Raw genomic sequence first — 18,788 nt, forward strand, 5'->3', positions numbered from 1 at the left:
TCGCCAGAACTCTTAGTTATTCGGCCAGAAGCGCTCCCAAAACAAATTCATGGGCACATAAATTACTGGGGCCCAAAGGCTACTGAGAATGGCTGAACATAGAGCAATTTGTTGATGAGCTAACCAAATACTGGAGAAATCGCGATCGCCAATCAACACCAACTGAAGCGCAATCACCGTCTCCGCCAACAGTGTCATCCCGAAGGTGAGTAGAGCCACCGAAATAAAATCCTCTTGGAAATACCGATCTTTTTGGAATTTACCCGTCAAAAATCCGACTAAAACCAATCCCAGCATATGAGTGGGTGAGGCATTAACCACCCCATTTTCCAAGAGAGGATAGGGAGAGGTGAGGGCATCTTGGAGTAAACCTAAGCCTAAACCGGCGATCGCCCCTTGCCAAGCATTGCGCTTCAGACTCCAAACCACCACCCACACCAATGCCCAATTTACCCCAATTCCCAACAACTCCATACCCGGTAATCGGGTAAACATAATCAGGGCACACAACAGGATAGACAAACCCGTTAGGCTAATATTAACCAAACGGCCCAAAGAAGCCAGGCGATCGAGCAATTGTTTTACCACAGTCTATTTCTACTCATTTAACTCATTCAACTCCAAATCCACAGCCGGTTTACCCTCAGAAACCATGACCCACTCTAAATGACCAATGGGAGCCGAAAACCGAACTTGTGCCTCTGGAGCAGGACTTTTTTTCAAATCTACTGACTCAACAATCCCAACCAATAAACCCGATTGAAAGCGAGGAGAATAGGGGGAGGTAAACACCTTGTATCCCGGTTTCACTTCCGGAACCTTATCAAAAAACTCCATCACCGCCTTACTTTGGCCCCTGCCATGCAAGATTCCCATATAACTGCGGTCTTTTCCCACTCGAATGGTTGCCCCTAACCGACTAGTGGGATCGCTTAAGAGTAACACTCGACTGGTATTTTCCGTGACACTAATGACCCGGCCGACCAAGCCTCCAGTACCCGTAACAATATAATCCTTCTCAATCCCATCCAAACTCCCTCGGCCCAGAGTAATTTGCTTCCACCAATGATCCGCACTGCGGCCAATAATGGGAGCAATCACCCCTTCCCGATTTGACTGTTCCTGATAGTCAATTAACTGCTTTAATCGGCTATTTTGCTGTTCGAGTTCTTCCACTTTCGCTTCTAACTCCAGCACCCGTGCCGTTGCTAACTGTTCTTGTTGAGGGGGATTTCCTTGGAAGGGTTCTACCAGACGGCCATAGAGTTCAAACACCAAAGTACCTTGAGTTTGCCGCACATAAACCGCCAAACCTAGGCCAACCACCATCAGCACTAAGTTTAACCAATGTCTTTCCCACCAGCGACGAATTTGACGTATATACATTCACTTTACATGCGCGATCGCGCACTAAAAACCCGTTCTAACTGCTTAAAGTTTTCCAAAACTCGGCCCGTGCCCAAAACCACACAACTCAAAGGATCTGCTGCCACATGGGTCACAATTCCCGTTTCATGGCTCACCAGAGTATCCAAACCCTGAAGCAGTGCGCCACCCCCAGCTAACATAATCCCTCGGTCGATAATATCAGCCGCTAATTCTGGAGGAGTCCGCTCTAGTGTCCGCTTTACCGCATCAATAATCATCGATAACGGCTCTGACATACTCTCGCGAATTTCACCCGCCTTAATGCTAACGGTTCTGGGCAAACCTGACAGTAAATGCAACCCCCGAACATCCATTGCCCCTTCATCAATCTCTGGGGTGGGATAGGCTGAACCAATTTGAATTTTGATATCTTCGGCAGTCCGTTCCCCAATGGTTAAATTGTGGACTTTTTTCATATACTGAATAATCGATTCATTCAGTTCATCACCAGCGACACGCACTGACTCACTAATTACCGTACCTTGTAAACTCAAAACGGCAACCTCTGTGGTTCCGCCCCCGATATCAATAATCATATTCCCCGTCGGTTCAGCCACCGGTAAGCCGGCTCCGATCGCCGCCGCTACGGGTTCATCTATTAAATATACATCCCGCGCCCCCGCTTGGGAAGCGGCTTCCATCACCGCTCGACGCTCTACCCCGGTAACACCTGAAGGAATGCCAATTACCATCCGTGGGGGGATCAATCCCTGTTTACCTTCATGCACCCGTTCGATAAAATGCTTAAGCATCAGTTCAGCCGTGTCGAAATCGGCAATGACTCCATCCCGCAAGGGTCGAAATGTCGTTACATTTCCTGGAGTCCGACCTAGCATTTTCTTTGCATCATCCCCAACTGCCAAAGGTGCTTTGGTTTCCGTGTCTATCGCCACCACCGATGGCTCTTGCAACACAATTCCCTTGCCCGATACATAAACTAATGTATTTGCAGTACCGAGATCGATACCCATATCTCTTGAAAATCGACTAAATACGCCCACCTTTTTTTCTCTCCCGACTTCAATATGTCCAAATGTCTAGAATTGTAAAAATATAATAACTGACGTGGATTCTATTATGTTTTTGAGTTACCGTCCAGTCAGTTGCCCTAAATCTAGTCTGTATCCCCCCATTACCGCTTCGATCCGCTAAGGTAGATTAATTGTTCATCATTAGCAATGGTGTAATTCAAGATGGATCTCAATGTTGTACATTTAGTGGGTCGTGTTGGTATGGACCCAGATGTGAAGTATTTTGAGTCAGGTGCGGTCAAATGCAGACTGACGCTGGCTGTCAATCGTCCCACCCGACGAACAGATGAACCGGATTGGTTTAATCTAAATCTTTGGGGCAAAACGGCTCAACTGGCAGCCAACTACGTCCGTAAGGGCAGACAGATTGGGGTCATTGGTCGATTAGAGATTAATCAGTGGCAAGATTATACGACTCAAGCCCAGCGATCGAGTCCCATTATTACAGTAGATCGCTTAGAGTTTTTAGGATCTAAACGAGATGAGGAAACACAAGGAATGCACAGCGAATTCTGATCGGTATCGAGTCTGCTGAATCAGTACCCAAGTCTTCAATATCGAATGTTTAGGGTAACCGAGGCTTCTACCTGTTGCTCACCCCCGATAACTGGGCTTGGGGCAGATTCTGCTCGTGCAAAGTTTCCTCGATCCAACTGGATAGGAGAGGGCGCGCTGGCGTGATTAATCTGAACACTAACAATACCACGAGAGGTAAGATTGAGGGCATCTAGAACGATTTGGGCTTGTTTTTGAGCATCAGCGGTGGCTTGACGGAGGGCAACTTGTTGGGCTGCGGCAAGGGCTTCATCAGTAGCAATAAAGCTAATCCCATCAATACGAGTGGCTCCTGCTTGTACTGCGTCATCAATGAGGCTACCGGCTTTAGAAGTGTCGATGCGAAAGCTCACAGTGTTGGTGGCAGTGTAACCGATTAAGCGTTGAGTGCGATCGCTATAACTATAATTCGGTGTTAACCGAATACCCGTTGTTTCCAGGCGCTCCACTTGACGCTCTTGCAGTAAGTTCACCACCGCTGAAGACTGTCGAGCCACTTGTGCTTGTACCTCTTGGGCAGTTTTTCCCTGAACCTGTACCCCTAAATTGACCCTAGTTAGGGTAGTTGGAATCTGTTCTATCCCTCTTCCAGTTACCGTTAAGGTTTGCAGCAGTTGCTGTTGTTCCTGAGCATTAACGGGTTTGGGAGTATAGAAGTTTCCCATCACTACTGAAAACCCTATTACCCCTAGAGCCAAAGGCAAGATAGACCAACGTCCCCAACCTTGGCCAGATGTAGAACTGGATTTGTAAATTGGATGCATAATGAGAGTCAATCCTCCTGAGAGTGTGTCTATATCCTCTTAGTTTGTCTGACCGATCCCGATCCGAGGATACGGTTACCATTTTTGTAACTCTTGTCTATTCCCAACTCTTTACTCCCCATTTCAGGAGATTTCTCCGTAGATCGCCCCCTTTCTGTTTACACAAACTTCATCAAGACCGTTGACTTTATGACGTTTATGTACAGTTACCCTCATTACTCTTGAATTAGAGAATAAAAAGGTTTATAAATAAATTACTGAGGCGCAACGAACCGAAGCCGGCGGATTAACGACCTGCTCAGGTGAGTGATGTGAAGGGACTGAAAGATCGCTAACGTAGCTGATTCAAAGGTTTCTGTTCAGTAAAAGTGTTAACATAAACTCCTAGAACTTTTCTATACGGTGGTGCAGCGCGTGCATAGCCGTATTTTTTTTGATATAGCTTCCGCTTGAAGGTACATTGACCTTAAGTAACTTGGCCCAGATTATAAATTATATGGCTTGACAAAAACAAAAATAGATGAAACAGACTTTTCTTTTGAAACACCATAAGTCATACCATAGTGATACTACTGTAGAGGATAGGAATCAAATTGAAAAGCTTCATAAAGGCTGAACGAAACCATATAAAGGCTTCAATAAACCATAGAGTGGTTTACTCAAACTTACCGAAACCCCTTGGCCACTGAATCCTATGACATTTGGGTATGTTCATCAATGGGTCTATCGGTCATAGTGGATATATCGGAACAATACAAAAAAAAGTTACAGGAGTCCCGACTAATGAATGCAACTAAAACCTTAGCAATTACAGCTGCAACCTCTATTTTCGCTCTCGTTGCGACTCAGCCTTCCGCTCAAGCCTATCGCCTCTTCTTTGGAGAAGACTTAAACAATGGTTGGGCCTCTTCTACCCCCTTATCCAGCACTCCTAAGGCTTCCGCAGCCCAAAACGACTTTCTCTCTGGGCTAGTCGGTTCGCGAACAGAAACTTTTGAAGGCTTTTCTAAGGGTACAAAAGGGCCACTTAATCTTGATTTTGGCGCAGCGGGAGTAGCCACATTAAAAGGAAATAGACATGTTACAGAACAGGCATCTGGCACAGCAGACTTCGGTCGTTATGCCATCTCTGGCCAAAAATATTGGGAAGCTCAGTCCGATAGTGGTAGATTTTCGATTGACTTTAGTCAAGAGGTAGCAGCATTTGGCTTTAATGCTGTAGATGTTGGCGACTTTGGCGGTCAACTGTCCCTGACTCTAAATTTGGCTAATGGCGGTCAAAAAACTGTAATAGTTCCTAATACCAAAGGCTTCGATGGTAGTACCAGTGGTTCAGCGTTATACTTTGGACTCATTGCTGAAAACGATGATGAACTGATTAATAGTGTCTCGTTCAACATGACTACTCCACCACTCATCATGACTCCCGAAAATGTTTCCCCCGAAGGGTCGTTTGAGGATTTTATTGCCTTTGACAATCTGACCATTGCTAGTAAGGCACAAGTGGTAGCCAAGACTCCTGAGCCAGCTTCTGTCCTGGGCTTATTAGCTGTAGGTGCTATGGGCGCAGTCGCTGGACTCAAACGTAAAGCGAACTAGGTCAGTAGAGTTCAGTAAATATATGTGAATTTATCACTTTTGTCTATAGGTGCGTATTATACTGAGATACAGTGAACTCAATACGCACCTATGACCAGTTTTGAGAAAGCTTTGCTGTTTATTGAACAACGGTGGCGACGGAAAACAGGTAAGCATTTAAGTCCTATTCAAAAAGCCATTCTCCACGGTTCCTGGGAAGAGGAAGCAATTCCTTATCATCAAATTGCAGTTCAGGAAAATTATTCCTCCCAGTATATTCAACAAGTGGCCGCTCCTTATATATGGCGTATCTTATCGGACATTTTAGGGGAACCGGTTAGCAAAAAAAGTTTTACTTCTGTAGTAAAGAATTACCTGGCGACCAGAAATCGAAACAGTGGTTTACTTGAGGTTCCTGGCGATCGCTTATCTCTTGACTCTGAGTTGTATATTAGTAGACCTATAGAGCAACTGGCTTTTCAAATCCTGTCTCATGCAGGAGGGGCTTTAAGTCTTGTTGGCTCTAGGAAAATGGGGAAAACCTCTCTGATGATTCGACTTGTGCATCGAGCAAGACAAGAAAACCTGACAGTTATTCCCTTAAGCCTGGAACAGGTTGACCCACAGTTTTTAGAGAATCTAGATCAGTTTCTACGATGGCTGATTTATGAGTTATATCATCGATTGAACCTGTCACTTTCTGAAGGCGATTTTTCTAGGGATGGGTTAGGCTGTAAAGGATTATCGACTCATTTACTAGAACACTTACTAAAGCAAATCCATTCCCCTTTAGTGGTTGTACTTGATCAGTTTGATTTATTATTCAATAATCTTTCAATTTCGATTGATTTCTTACGCTTGCTGAATTACTGGTATGAAGCTTCAGGATACGGATTGCCAGAAAGTAATGCTTGGCAAAAATTACGATTTATATTAGTGACGAGTACAGATATTTATGCTGAACTTAATCTTAAAAGTTCTCCTATACAAATGGGGCAATCGATTAAAATGCCTTACTTTACAACGTTAGAAGTAGATGAGCTGACACGCCGTTTTAGGCTACAACTTACCTCTTCTGAAGTTGAAGAATTAATGCAGCTTACAGGAGGACATCCTTATTTAGTAGGCTTGAGTTTATACGCTATTTCTGGACATTATCTCAGTTTCAAGACTTTTTTGAAAGATAGTGTTGATGGAGAGCTGATCTTCGACAAACACTTACATTTCTATGGGCAAATTCTCCAAAGAAATAGTACTCTCTTGCGTGGTTTTCAAGAGGTCGTTCAAGCTCAAGAAGCTGTAAGATTATCTCCATTTCTAGAGTTTCAGCTTGAAAGCTTGGGTCTGGTGAAGTTGGGAAAGAATGGGGTAACAGTAGCGAATGGGTTATATCGTCGGTATTTTGGCGATCGCCTTTAGATTGGCTTCCATAAATACATGTTCATGCAAAGATGGGTGGGAAGATGAACGTAGTATGCGATTTTTTACTATATGTAGCGCAAAACTTAAATTTTGTCAAACTCTATCACTAAATGTGGAAAATGGAGTACATTAGAATCTTATCACTTCATTGATTCCCCTATGATGCAACCAACTCTCTCCATAACAGACCATACTCCTCACACAACCCCGATTCATGTGATTAAGCGAAACGGAACTCTTGCAGCTCTAGATGTCACTAAGATTCGCGCTGTTGTAGAGTGGGCTTGTTCGGGAACCCAGGCTAATCCTATTCCTTTAGAGGCTGGATTAACGACTCGTCTACGCAATGGGGTGACGACTAGGGAAATTCAGGAAAACCTCATTAATTGTAGCTTAGAGTTGTGTTCTCCGACAGAACCGGATTGGCGTTATGTGGCGGGACGGCTGCATATGTGGAGTCTGTGGAAAGATACTCTAGCGGGTAGGGGCTATCAATATGGCGATTATCCGCAAACAGTGGCTCGTAAGGTAGCAGCGAATGAATATGATGAGCGAATTTTAACCTATACTCCCGATGAATTAGAAATTGCGGACAGTTGGATTAATCCCGATTGGGATACGGATTATGATTATGCTGGGGCAACACTGTTAACTAAGCGGTATTTGCTCAAGGATGAGTTGCCGCAAGAAGCGTATCTGACTTGTGCTCTGCTGCTCGCGTCGGTGGAGGAACCCCAAAACCGCTTGAAGTGGGCGAAAAAGTTTTATGAGGCGATCGCCCAACGGAAAATTTCCCTGGCTACCCCCATCTTAGCTAACCTGCGAATTCCTGGGGGTTCTCTGTCGAGTTGCTTCATTACTGCCATGGATGACAACCTAGAGAGCATTTACGAAACCTTAACCGATACTGCCCGCATCTCCAAAAATGGTGGCGGCGTAGGGGTAAACGTGAGCCGTATTCGGGCAACGGGATCTTGGGTAATGGGTAAATCCAATGCTTCTGGAGGAGTGGTACCGTGGATTAAATTGCTTAATGATACAGCGATCGCCGTGAACCAAGGCGGAAGACGGGCGGGTGCAGTTACCGTCAGCCTCGATATTTGGCATTTGGATGCCTTGGAATTCCTAGAAATGCAAACCGAAAACGGGGATCAACGACGCAAAGCCTATGACATTTTCCCCCAATTGGTGATTGCAGACGAATTCATGAGACGGGTTATTGCCAAACAAGACTGGACGTTAGTCGATCCCTATGAAGTGAAAAACAAGCTGGGCATCGATCTGCCCACACTCTGGGGTGAAGAGTTTGAGCAAGCTTATAAAACCATTGAAGCGGAAGTTGGCCGTACCCTGAACCTGTATAACCGGATTAATGCCAGGGAATTCTTTAAGACGATCATGCGTACCCAGGTAGAGACGGGTATGCCTTATCTGGCATTCAAAGATACCATTAACCGCGCTAACCCCAACTCGCATCAAGGCTACATTCCCGGCGTTAATCTCTGTTGTGAATCCTTTAGCAATGTCAGTCCTGGGATTGAGGCTCATTGTTGCAACTTGAATAGTCTCAATTTTGCTACCTTAGAGATAGAGGAATTACCTGACATTTGCCAAACGGCAGTACGGATGTTAGATAATACCATCGAAATTACCCATCCTCCGTTCTCAGCCAGTAAAACCCATAATCAGAAATATCGCACTATTGGTGTAGGAGCTATGGGATTAGCCGATTGGTTAGCCAAACGCCAGCTCTCCTATGAAGACTTGCCCCAAATGAGTCATTTATTTGAAGAGATGGGCTATTGGTGTACCCATGCATCCATGGAATTAGCTAAAGAGCGTGGTGCTTATAATAGCTTTGCTGGGAGTCAGTGGAGTAAAGGAAATTTAATTGGTGCTAAACCAGTAGATTGGTTTCGCGAAAACTCTGAACAGCCCCAGCGTTGGGAACAATTGTCACAGGATATCCAAACATACGGCATTCGCAATTCCCATATTACGGCGATCGCCCCCAACACCTCCTCTTCCCTCGTCCAAGGTTGCACCGCCAGTATTCTTCCCACCTATAGCCGCTTCTTCTACGATAAATGGGCAAAAGGCAGCGTACCCATTGCTCCCCCATTTATTACTAATTCCTTTTGGTACTACCAAGAAAACAAACACTTGGAACAGAAAAAAGTAGTAGCTGCTGTCTCCACTATTCAGCAATGGATTGACACCGGTATTTCTATGGAACTCCTCTTCAATTTGAATACTGGTATCTATTTTCAGGATGAACCCGAACGCACTCTCAAAGCCAAAGATATTTTTGAAACCTTAATCATGGCTTGGGAGCAAAAATGTAAAGCGGTATACTATGTCCGAACCGTACAACGGGATGACTTTAAAGAAGGATTAACGGATTGTAGTTCTTGCGCCAATTAACTCCATATTTGCAAAAAATGGACAATGGAAGTAGATTATAAACTGCTTCCATTTTTTTGTCATTCACTCCCAATCAGTCTACGAATATGATGAATCATAAACACCCAGTTGATCGCCAAAAAATGACGGTTAACCCAATTTTCAACCCTGGGGGAAATGACGATACCGAACATCGAACCATTTGGTTTGGTGAAACCACTAATCTCATGCAACTCAATGATGTTCGCTATCCCTGGGCAGTCAGTCTTTATAAAATGATGCGGGAAAACTTCTGGATTCCCGAAAAATTGGATATTACCCAAGATGTGGTTGATTATTGGAATTTAACCCCAGAAGAAAGGAAAGCATTTGATGGGATTTTGTCCTATTTAACGTTTTTAGATTCTGTCCAAACCTGCAATATTCCTCATTTGAAAAGTACGGTTACTGCCCCAGAAGTGAGTTTGTGTATGGCAGAACAAATTGCCCAAGAGGGGATGCATAATCAGAGTTATCAATACATGATAGAGACCATTATTCCTTCAGAGAGAAGGAATGAAGTGTATGATTTCTGGCGCACCGATAAAGTATTGAAAGAGCGGTGTACGTTTGTAGCAGGACTCTATCAGCAATATATTGACGATCCTACTCCAGAAAATTACTTCATTTCTTTGGTAGCAGATTATGTTTTGGAGGGGCTTTATTTTTACAATGGTTTTTGCTTTTTCTATAATCTAGCTTCGCGGATGTTGATGCCAGGAAGTGCGGATATTTTCAAATTGATTAATCGAGATGAATTATCCCATGTCCGTCTTTATCAAAAAATTATTCCGGAAGCGATGACGGTGTTTCCCCATTCGCTCGATCAAGTTTATGAAATGTTCGATCAAGCCGTGCGCCATGAATGTCAGTGGACCAACCATATTATTGGCAACCAAATCCTGGGAGTTACAGATGCGAGTACGGAGCAGTATACGAAATACTTGGCGAATATTCGCTTAGGAGCGATCGGTCTTCCGCCGTTGTACGCAGATGATAAGTACAAGAAGAGTCCCTATGCTCATCTAGAGCGCTTTTCGGATACGAAGAAAGAAGGTCATACGAAGGCGAACTTCTTTGAAGCGGGAGTCACCAGTTATGTGATGTCCTCTGGAGTAACCGGATGGGATGAAATCTAGGAATTGCAAGCTGTAGCTCTCTTTGAGGTCGTTAACATCATGGGGGTTTAGCGTCCCCAGTTGTATGTTCGGCGATCGCCATGCTATGGTGATCGCCGTCGCCAACATAGCTCAATTCCCATCACAATTTGGCTCGTAAAAGATCATCATTGGCTATGAGGGGTATCACCCACTATTCAAAAGAATTGGGAGAGGATAGGAACATAACGAATTAGGAAAAATAAGCATGTTAACTAGCACAGAAGGAGTATCCGACTACATCTCAGATCTGTTTGGCTCAGTCGGTTCTATCAATGCCATCTCTTTTGAAGAGTGGTTTTTCCTGCAAACAACCTTCCAAATACTCAGTTCTAACTGTGAAGAACACAAAGCAGTACATCGTATCTTAAGAGCGGTACGGCGAGGACAAATCAAAATTATCAGAGAATCCGTAGCCAGCTAGAGCAATGTCTAGGTCGATCTCCATCATACTCCGCATCACTTGACGATCGCCTCAGTCTAAACTGTCCCTATTCCGCGATCGCTTCCCTACTGGCGATCGCTATGGTACAACTATCATACTTACATCTGATTATTGATATCGGGCCAAAATGCAGGTTAAATCGGAGCATCTAGAGATCATTCGCGCTCATGCACAGGAGTGTTATCCGCAAGAATGCTGTGGGGTGTTGTTGGGTACAATTGAGGAAGATGAGAGGGTTTTGGTGGAGGTAGTGCGGACGGAGAATGGTTGGAATGAAGAGATGGCAGAGCGACTAGAAGAGATGGGGATGAGGGGAAAGACGAAACTGGAGCGGTATACAATCGCCCCCCAAACCCTGCTAACCTTACAAAAAGATGCCCGTTCTCGCCATCTCCAGATTGTGGGATTCTATCATTCCCATCCCGATTATCCCGCTGTGCCTTCGGAATGCGATCGCCTCTTAGCTTGGCAAGATTACCACTATATCATCGTCTCCGTCATCGAAGGACGCGCCACAGTGATTAACGACTGGGTTTTAGATAGAGATCGCCAATTCCAACCCTCGCCACTCGAAAATATTCTTAACACAGATACCCACAAGTGAAAGAGAGCGCTACAATAAGGAACTCCATATGGGAAATTCTTGCAACTTGTCCCCTAAACTTCTATGCTCAATCCTAATCTGGACGATATTCAACTCATCCCAGAAGAGTACGAACGCTACTCTCGCCATCTGATTTTGCCAGAAATTGGACTGGAAGGGCAAAAACGCCTCAAAGCGGCCAGTGTTCTGTGTATCGGTACAGGGGGTCTCGGCTCACCCCTACTGCTCTACCTAGCAGCAGCCGGTGTCGGACGCATTGGTATCGTTGACTTTGATATCGTCGATCGCTCTAACCTTCAACGTCAAGTCATTCACGGCATATCCTGGGTCGGGAAACCCAAAATTGAATCGGCTAAAAATCGGATTCACGAGATTAACCCCTCTTGCCAAGTCGATCTGTACGAAACGCGCCTAAGTTCAGAAAACGCCCTAGAGATCGTTGAACCCTATGACATCGTAGTGGATGGAACAGATAACTTCCCCACCCGCTATCTGGTGAATGATGCCTGTGTTTTACTCAATAAACCCAATGTTTATGGGTCAATTTACCGGTTTGAAGGACAAGCCACTGTCTTTAACTATGAAGGGGGACCCAACTATCGCGACCTCTATCCCGAACCCCCACCGCCGGGAATGGTTCCTTCTTGTGCAGAAGGAGGCGTGTTAGGGATTTTACCCGGAATGATTGGAGTCATTCAAGCGACAGAAACCGTCAAAATTATCCTCGGTTCCCCAACGACGTTAAGCGGTCGTTTGCTCTTATATAATTCCCTAGATATGAAATTCCGGGAGTTAAAATTAAGACCCAATCCAGAGCGCCCGGTCATCGACAAATTGATTGATTACGAGCAGTTTTGTGGCATTCCTCAAGCCAGAGAACAGGAAGCTCAACAGCAATCGGCAATTCCGGAAATGACAGTTACGGAATTGAAAGCCCTGCTCGATAGTAGTGCCGACGATATACTGTTAATTGATGTCCGTAATCCCCATGAATACGATATTGCCCAAATTCCTGGTGCAGTGTTGATTCCTTTACCGGATATTGAAGAAGGAACAGGGGTCGATAAAGTGAAGGAATTGCTCAATGGTCATAAGCTAATTGCCCATTGTAAGATGGGAGCGCGATCGGCTACAGCTTTGGGTATTCTTAAAGAAGCAGGCATTGAAGGTATTAATGTAAAGGGCGGAATTTTAGCCTGGAGTGATGAAGTCGATCCTTCTGTGCCGAAATATTAGTCTTTAGCGAGTAGAGAGTCCACTCCTTTATATCTGCAATCTTAATAGAACAAGGGGCCCCTAGCCCCTTGTTTTGTCTGCCTACCAAAGAGAGATGAATGTCATATCAACGCAAAAATTAAGACAGAGGCCCAATATCGGCTAAATCCAAAATTTGGGGAATTAAGTCCTCGCGCTTCACCGCCATCAGATGGACACCATGACAAATATTGCGAGCCAGTTTAATTTGTTCAGCGGCAATTTTCATGCCTTCTAAGAGTGGTTTTTCTGCATTGGCGAGGCGCTCGATCAAGGAATCGGGAATATGAACACCAGGGACACAGCGCTTAACAAATTTTGCATTTTTAGCGGATTTGAGTAAGAAAATTCCGGCTAAAATAGGTTTATCCGATCCGGCTGCAACTTGGGTCATGAATTTATCCAAACGCTCAAAATCAGTGACCATTTGACTTTGGAAAAACTGAGCGCCAGCATCTAACTTTCTTTTAAACCGTCGTTGTAATCCTGACCAACTGTCAAGTTGGGGGTCTACCGCAGCTCCCGCTAAGAGGTTGAGGGGGCCATCGGGGAGTTTCTTTTGATGAGCGTCAAACCCTTGGTTGAGGAGGTCAATGACTTTTAACAGACGTACTGATTCGAGTTCAAATACGGGGCGACCATCGCCATAATCTCCAGCTTTTGGTGGGTCTCCAGTGAGGGCGAGAATATTGTGAATGCCTAAAGCATTGGCTCCCATGAGATCGGCTTGAATGCCCATACGGTTTCGATCGCGGCAAGCGACTTGACAAATGGGTTCAATCCCTTGTTGCAATAAAAGCACGCTGGCAGCCAAGGGACACATGCGTAAAACCGCACGACTACCATCAGTAATATTGACGGCATGAACCCGGCCTTTCAGGTGTTTAGACATTTCTATCATATGGCTGGTGTCGCCTCCTTTGGGGGGCATAACTTCAGCCGTCACTAGGAATTCTCCTGAATGTAAGGCTTGACGAAAAGAATTAACCATAATAAAAAAAGTAATGTTATTTACAAGGGACTGGAATAGCCGAGGGCTTTTTTGACTTCAGCTAAGGTAGAAGAAGCGATCGCCTCTGCCTTTTGCCGACCTTCGCGCAAAACTGATTCTAGATACGGACGATCGCCCATAATTTCCTGATATTTGTCTTGAATGGGTTTGAGCGCTTCTACCACGGTTTCCGTCAGCAAGGGCTTAAATTGTCCCCATCCCATCTCTTGACATTCTGCTGCTACTGCTTCCTTCGTTTGTCCAGAGAGTAGCATATAAAGGCTCAATAGGTTATGACATTCTGGCCGGTCTAAATTATCAAATTCTAAGCCCCGAACGGGATCGGTTTTACAGCGCTTAATTTTGCGAGCGATCGCCTCTGGGGGATCGAGTACACTAATTCGACTTTGTTCGCTCGGATCGGATTTTGACATCTTTTTCGTGCCATCCGTCAAACTCATCACCCGTGCGCCTTCCTTTCTAATCAAAGGATTGGGTAACTTCAGTACCGTTTCTCCTTTGCCATAAAAATGATTAAAGCGAGCTGCAATATCGCGAGTGAGTTCTAGATGTTGTTTTTGATCTTCTCCCACGGGCACGCGATCGGCTTGATAGAGCAAAATATCCGCTGCCATTAACACAGGATAATCTAACAATCCTGTGCCTACATTTTCGCCCTGTTTAATCGCTTTTTCTTTAAACTGAATCATATCTTCTAACCAGTTTAGAGGAGTAATACAGTTAAGCAACCAGGTTAATTCACTATGGGCAGGGACATGGGATTGAATAAAAATGGTGCTATGCTCTAAATCGATACCACAGGCTAGATAGAGCGCTGCAATGGTATAAGTATCGGCGGCTAGGGTTTCTGGGGTATGAGGAACCGTGATTGCATGGAGATCGACCACACAAAAATAGTTTTCATATTCGCTTTGTCCCTCAACCCAGTTCCGGATCGCACCTAAATAGTTACCGAGATGAAGGTTACCGGTGGGTTGAACACCAGAAAGAATGCGCTGTTTACTCATACTTTTGGGAAGGGACGGCAGGAGTCAAGGTTGGACAGGTCAGCTCAGGAATATAGCCAAAAACCGGGGTTAGGCGCTAACCTGCCCAGAAAATGACGAGAGAGGTGGTTTTTGGATATTAATTTTTATTACAATACACTAATCTGGAACAAATTGTTAAATTTTGAGGGTGAATTCAATCATGGACTCAAGATCCGACTCAAGAGCATGGGAGGGCGATCGCCAGTACCTGCAAGAATGCATTGAGCTAGCCCATAAGTTGGAAACCCACGAGAGGGCTAAAGCAGAATTTAGACAATGGTGCGATCGCCTGGCGCAAGACAATCCCCAAGCGGCTGCTCTGCTCACCCTCCTCTGGGACGAAGCGATCCGAGCGAACCGTTCTGCCCTCTTTTGGGAAGAACTCAGCAATGTAGAAAAGCAACTGTGCGATCGCATGACCGAAGAAACAATTCAGTTACAGCAAAACTATCTTCGTTTAGTGCAAGAGCAGTAGGGTTGGTCATTACAGCGCAAAGCGCTGTATGTCATTGCAAAGGTTGCGCCAGCGGAATCAAGCAATCTCTTCCCTATTGCCTAGCGCAAAGCACTATACTTACTGAACTCAATCATTGCCATGCCCATTGTTACTGATAACTTAAGTGGTGGATATCACCAAAAAACAATTGTTAAACAGATTAACCTGAGTTTAGAGACTGGAGAATGGTTGAGTTTAGTGGGGGCGAATGGCTCCGGTAAATCGACGTTTCTCAAACTATTGAGTCGTTTGCTCTCCCCCCAAGGAGGCGTTGTATTATTAGAGGGTCGCTCCATTCATGAGTTATCCCCCAATCAGGTAGCGCGTCAGTTGGCTATTTTACCCCAACAATCCTCACCTCCCATGGGGCTAACCGTTTATCAGTTGGTCAGTTTAGGGCGTAATCCTTATTTGGAATGGTGGCAATGGGATTTAGAATCAGGCGATCGCCAAGCGGTTGAAGAGGCTTTAGAAGAAACCGAGCTACAAGCCTACCGCGATCGACCGGTGAGTGAACTCTCTGGAGGAGAGCGCCAACGGGCATTTCTGGCCTTAGCCTTAGCCCAAAATCCCCGGGTACTGCTGTTAGATGAACCCACAACCTATTTAGATATCCATTATCAACTGCAATTGTTGGACTTATTAAAGCGTCTGAATCAAGAGCAAAATCTAACAATTATCACCGTTTTACATGAAATTAATTTAGCCGCTCGATATAGCGATCGTCTCGCCTTCCTCAAGCAAGGCCAGTTATTCACCGTTGGCTCCCCAGAAACCGTCTTAACCCCAGAAACCCTAGCGGCTGTTTTTGGTGTGCAAGTTGCCGTGATTGATACCCCGGTTGGTTTACAGATCTGTCCCCTCTTTGCCGATCCTCATCTCTCCACCTAGATTAATCCAAACTTGTGCCTGTCCGAACCAACTCATTCTCTGCTACATGACACGAAAAAACCCGGTTGCCATAGCAACCGGGGGATGAAGACTAGAAACTATTCAATGTAGTAGATGGGGAATTAGTAATCGAAGTCACCACCCATACCTGCGCCCGCAGCCGCATTATCCTTGGGTTCGGGCTTGTCTACAACAATACATTCGGTAGTCAAGACCATGCCAGCGATAGAAGCCGCATTTTGCATGGCAGAGCGAGTAACCTTCGCGGGGTCAACAATACCGGCTTCAAAGAGATCGCCGAAACTGTTATCCGCAGCATTGTAGCCCACGTTGAAGTCTTTTTCTTTCACCCGTTCAGCGATAACTGCGCCGTTTTGACCGGCATTTTCAGCAATCCGCATCAGAGGAGCAACCAGAGCTTGGCTGACGATTAAAGCACCTGTCAGTTCTTCGTTGCTCAGGTTAGCATTCGCCCATTCTTCTAAGCTAGGAGCAAGGTGAGCTAGAGTTGTACCACCACCAGGAACGATACCTTCTTCAACCGCAGCTTTAGTCGCGTTGATGGCATCTTCGAGGCGCAGTTTGCGATCTTTCATTTCGGTTTCGGTAGCCGCACCGACTTTGATTACGGCAACGCCACCAGCCAGTTTCGCTAACCGCTCTTGCAGTTTTTCCTTGTCATAGGAAGAATCCGTTTCATCCATTTGACGGCGGATTTGTTCGCAACGGGCTTTCACTCCCTGTTCGTTCCCTTCTGCAACAATGGTGGTGTTGTCTTTGGTGAGGGTAATACGGCGTGCTTTACCCAGTTGATCGAGTTTGGCGTTGTCGATTTTTAGACCTGCATCTTCCGTGATGACTTGACCGCCAGTGAGTACCGCAATGTCTTCGAGCATCGCTTTACGGCGATCGCCAAAACCAGGCGCTTTAACCGCAGCGACATTTAGAATACCACGCAGACGGTTGACCACTAGGGTCGCTAGAGCTTCTTTTTCGATGTCTTCAGCAATAATTAGGAGGGGTTTGCCAGAGCGAGCTACTTGCTCTAGAACCGGTACGAGGTCTTGAACCAGGGTGATTTTCTTATCGGTTAGCAGGATGTAAGGCTCATCAAGAACCGCTTCCATGCGCTCGGTATCGGTGGCGAAGTAGGGAGAGATATAGCCTTTATCGAAGCGCATCCCTTCGGTGATTTCCAGCTCGGTAGTCATGGATTTTCCTTCTTCTAAGGAAATGACCCCTTCTTTACCGACTTTATCCATGGCTTCAGCAATCATGGTGCCCACTTCTTCGTCGTTACCGGCGGAGATAGAGCCAACTTGGGCGATCGCTTTGGAGTCTTCAATTTGACGAGCATGACCAGCAATTCTGTCTACCAAGAAACCGGTCGCTTTATCAATACCGCGCTTCAGGGCAATGGGGTTAGCGCCAGCCGCCACGTTACGCAGACCCGCTTTGACCATGGCATGGGCTAATACGGTAGCGGTGGTGGTTCCGTCACCAGCAGCATCATTAGTTTTAGAAGCCGCTTGACGGATCAGGGAAACACCTGTATTTTCCACATGATCTTCGAGTTCGATTTCTTTGGCAATGGTCACCCCATCATTAACGATTTGGGGAGCGCCAAACTTCTTCTCTAGAACCACATTCCGGCCTTTAGGCCCTAGGGTAACGGCTACTGCTTCAGCCAGAGTGTCCATTCCCTTTTCCAGGGCGCGACGAGCGTTTTCGTTATAGATGATGCGTTTTGCCATAGTGTTCTCAGATCCTTGATCAGTGTATAGAAATGGATAGGTTTATGTAGAGGAGGGTTAGCAGTCAGCCAGTTAGCTTACTACAGCAAGGATGTCTTTTTCAGACAACAAAACATAGTCATCATTACCGAGTTTGATGTCGGTTCCAGCATATTTGGAGTAGAGAACCTTATCGCCAATTTTGACTTCTGGCTCTTGACGGGAACCGTCTTCGTTGCGTTTGCCTGGGCCAACTTGGACAATTTCTCCCACTTGGGGTTTCTCTTTGGCGTTATCAGGCAGAATGATACCACCAGCGGTTTTTTCTTCAGCTTCGCTGACTTTAACAAAGACGCGATCGCCAAGGGGTTTAACTGTAGAAACACTCAGGGATACTGCTGCCATAGGAAAATCTTCTCCGATTTGATTGTAAAAAGTTAATCAGGTTTAAGGAACTGAGGGGCTATGTCAGTCGTTAGCACTCTCAACTCCTGAGTGCTAATGTAATCTGAGGCGAGCAACCCTTGCAACAGGCGAAACAGTACGGGTTACCGTACCCTAGGGTAGGGAGATAGAGAGGATAGGCGAGAGAGGCTATTAGCTATTATCTATTCCCTATTCCCCATTCCCCTATTGTTGGGTGAACATCCCGTGATAATCTGAAAGATGACTTAATGAGTCGCGGTCGGGCAGTCCGAGACTTAAAACGGACGTGGAAGAACAGATAAGACTGTTTCTAAAACAGCACTATCGATTGAAGCGTCAACCCCATTCAGCGACCACTGAATACACAAGGTGGCGCGGCGAAGAATCACCGGGTCTTTAGCCCAGTGAGGATGTCAAATTCTTAAACTTAAACCCTTTAAGAATTACCCTCGTGAGGAAACAGGAAGCTCAACCGGATTGAGGCCCGATCCCCTCCTCTGAACGCTGGGATCAACTCCCTCG

Annotated in this window: 18 protein-coding genes; 10 read left to right on the forward strand and 8 right to left on the reverse strand. The window is 45.6% G+C overall.

The window, feature by feature from the left end:
* Nucleotides 1-12: 12 nt before the first annotated feature.
* From mreD to PN466_RS24905, 3 genes are read right to left on the reverse strand one after another with little or no spacing between them, the layout of a single operon-like run.
* Entirely contained in the window at nucleotides 13-588 is a 576-nt protein-coding gene (gene mreD / locus PN466_RS24895) for a rod shape-determining protein MreD (protein ID WP_271945221.1), read from the reverse strand.
* A 9-nt stretch (nucleotides 589-597) separates the two neighbouring features.
* Nucleotides 598-1,386: a rod shape-determining protein MreC gene (mreC, locus tag PN466_RS24900; protein ID WP_271945223.1), complete on the reverse strand. Its 789-nt coding sequence runs from the start codon at nucleotides 1,384-1,386 to the stop codon at nucleotides 598-600.
* Nucleotides 1,387-1,391: 5 nt separating this feature from the next.
* The gene (locus PN466_RS24905; protein ID WP_271945225.1) at nucleotides 1,392-2,429 is read right to left on the reverse strand and encodes a rod shape-determining protein; all 1,038 of its coding nucleotides are present in this window, start codon (nucleotides 2,427-2,429) and stop codon (nucleotides 1,392-1,394) included.
* A gap of 192 nt (nucleotides 2,430-2,621) precedes the next feature.
* Between PN466_RS24905 and PN466_RS24910 the strand changes: the two genes are divergently transcribed.
* Nucleotides 2,622-2,975 carry a single-stranded DNA-binding protein gene (locus PN466_RS24910; protein ID WP_271945228.1) on the forward strand — a complete coding sequence of 118 codons (354 nt, stop codon included), beginning with the start codon at nucleotides 2,622-2,624 and terminating at the stop codon, nucleotides 2,973-2,975.
* A 35-nt stretch (nucleotides 2,976-3,010) separates the two neighbouring features.
* Here the strand turns inward: PN466_RS24910 and PN466_RS24915 are convergent, their stop codons facing one another.
* Complete coding sequence (locus tag PN466_RS24915) at nucleotides 3,011-3,778, reverse strand: SIMPL domain-containing protein (RefSeq protein WP_271945230.1); 768 nt, start codon at nucleotides 3,776-3,778, stop codon at nucleotides 3,011-3,013.
* Nucleotides 3,779-4,561: 783 nt separating this feature from the next.
* Here PN466_RS24915 and PN466_RS24920 point away from each other — a divergent pair.
* The 7 genes from PN466_RS24920 (at nucleotide 4,562) to moeB (ending at nucleotide 12,662) form a co-directional block, all read left to right on the forward strand.
* Nucleotides 4,562-5,377, forward strand: coding sequence for a PEP-CTERM sorting domain-containing protein (locus PN466_RS24920; RefSeq protein ID WP_271945233.1), 816 nt, complete (start codon nucleotides 4,562-4,564; stop codon nucleotides 5,375-5,377).
* 90 nt (nucleotides 5,378-5,467) lie between these two features.
* Nucleotides 5,468-6,775 (forward strand): AAA-like domain-containing protein, encoded by a 1,308-nt coding sequence (locus PN466_RS24925; RefSeq protein ID WP_271945236.1) that lies wholly within the window; start codon nucleotides 5,468-5,470, stop codon nucleotides 6,773-6,775.
* Between the two features lie 162 nt (nucleotides 6,776-6,937).
* Nucleotides 6,938-9,202, forward strand: coding sequence for a ribonucleoside-diphosphate reductase subunit alpha (locus PN466_RS24930; protein WP_271945239.1), 2,265 nt, complete (start codon nucleotides 6,938-6,940; stop codon nucleotides 9,200-9,202).
* 122 nt (nucleotides 9,203-9,324) lie between these two features.
* On the forward strand, nucleotides 9,325-10,359 hold the full coding sequence (locus PN466_RS24935) for a ribonucleotide-diphosphate reductase subunit beta (protein WP_278003222.1): 1,035 nt from the start codon (nucleotides 9,325-9,327) through the stop codon (nucleotides 10,357-10,359).
* A gap of 226 nt (nucleotides 10,360-10,585) precedes the next feature.
* Nucleotides 10,586-10,801 (forward strand): hypothetical protein, encoded by a 216-nt coding sequence (locus PN466_RS24940; protein WP_271945245.1) that lies wholly within the window; start codon nucleotides 10,586-10,588, stop codon nucleotides 10,799-10,801.
* Nucleotides 10,802-10,949: 148 nt separating this feature from the next.
* Nucleotides 10,950-11,426, forward strand: coding sequence for a M67 family metallopeptidase (locus PN466_RS24945; protein ID WP_271945248.1), 477 nt, complete (start codon nucleotides 10,950-10,952; stop codon nucleotides 11,424-11,426).
* Between the two features lie 63 nt (nucleotides 11,427-11,489).
* Entirely contained in the window at nucleotides 11,490-12,662 is a 1,173-nt protein-coding gene (moeB, locus tag PN466_RS24950; RefSeq protein ID WP_271945250.1) for a molybdopterin-synthase adenylyltransferase MoeB, read from the forward strand.
* Between the two features lie 118 nt (nucleotides 12,663-12,780).
* Here the strand turns inward: moeB and PN466_RS24955 are convergent, their stop codons facing one another.
* Together PN466_RS24955 and trpS are read right to left on the reverse strand one after the other, a co-directional pair.
* Entirely contained in the window at nucleotides 12,781-13,671 is an 891-nt protein-coding gene (locus PN466_RS24955; RefSeq protein WP_271945253.1) for a methylenetetrahydrofolate reductase, read from the reverse strand.
* Nucleotides 13,672-13,691: 20 nt separating this feature from the next.
* Nucleotides 13,692-14,699: a tryptophan--tRNA ligase gene (gene trpS / locus PN466_RS24960; protein ID WP_271945256.1), complete on the reverse strand. Its 1,008-nt coding sequence runs from the start codon at nucleotides 14,697-14,699 to the stop codon at nucleotides 13,692-13,694.
* A gap of 181 nt (nucleotides 14,700-14,880) precedes the next feature.
* Here trpS and PN466_RS24965 point away from each other — a divergent pair, with 181 nt between their 5' ends.
* On the forward strand, nucleotides 14,881-15,195 hold the full coding sequence (locus tag PN466_RS24965; RefSeq protein ID WP_271945259.1) for a hypothetical protein: 315 nt from the start codon (nucleotides 14,881-14,883) through the stop codon (nucleotides 15,193-15,195).
* Between the two features lie 120 nt (nucleotides 15,196-15,315).
* Nucleotides 15,316-16,107, forward strand: coding sequence for an ABC transporter ATP-binding protein (locus PN466_RS24970; protein WP_271945262.1), 792 nt, complete (start codon nucleotides 15,316-15,318; stop codon nucleotides 16,105-16,107).
* Between the two features lie 122 nt (nucleotides 16,108-16,229).
* On the opposite strand, the gene groL is transcribed toward PN466_RS24970, so the two are convergent.
* Both groL and groES read right to left on the reverse strand, forming a co-directional pair.
* A complete protein-coding gene (gene groL / locus PN466_RS24975) occupies nucleotides 16,230-17,861 on the reverse strand; it encodes a chaperonin GroEL (protein WP_271945266.1) in 1,632 nt (543 codons plus the stop codon).
* 72 nt (nucleotides 17,862-17,933) lie between these two features.
* The gene (groES, locus tag PN466_RS24980; protein ID WP_271945269.1) at nucleotides 17,934-18,245 is read right to left on the reverse strand and encodes a co-chaperone GroES; all 312 of its coding nucleotides are present in this window, start codon (nucleotides 18,243-18,245) and stop codon (nucleotides 17,934-17,936) included.
* Nucleotides 18,246-18,788 lie beyond the last annotated feature (543 nt).

It is taken from the genome of Roseofilum reptotaenium CS-1145, assembly GCF_028330985.1.
Taxonomy (GTDB): Bacteria; Cyanobacteriota; Cyanobacteriia; order Cyanobacteriales; family Desertifilaceae; genus Roseofilum; species Roseofilum reptotaenium.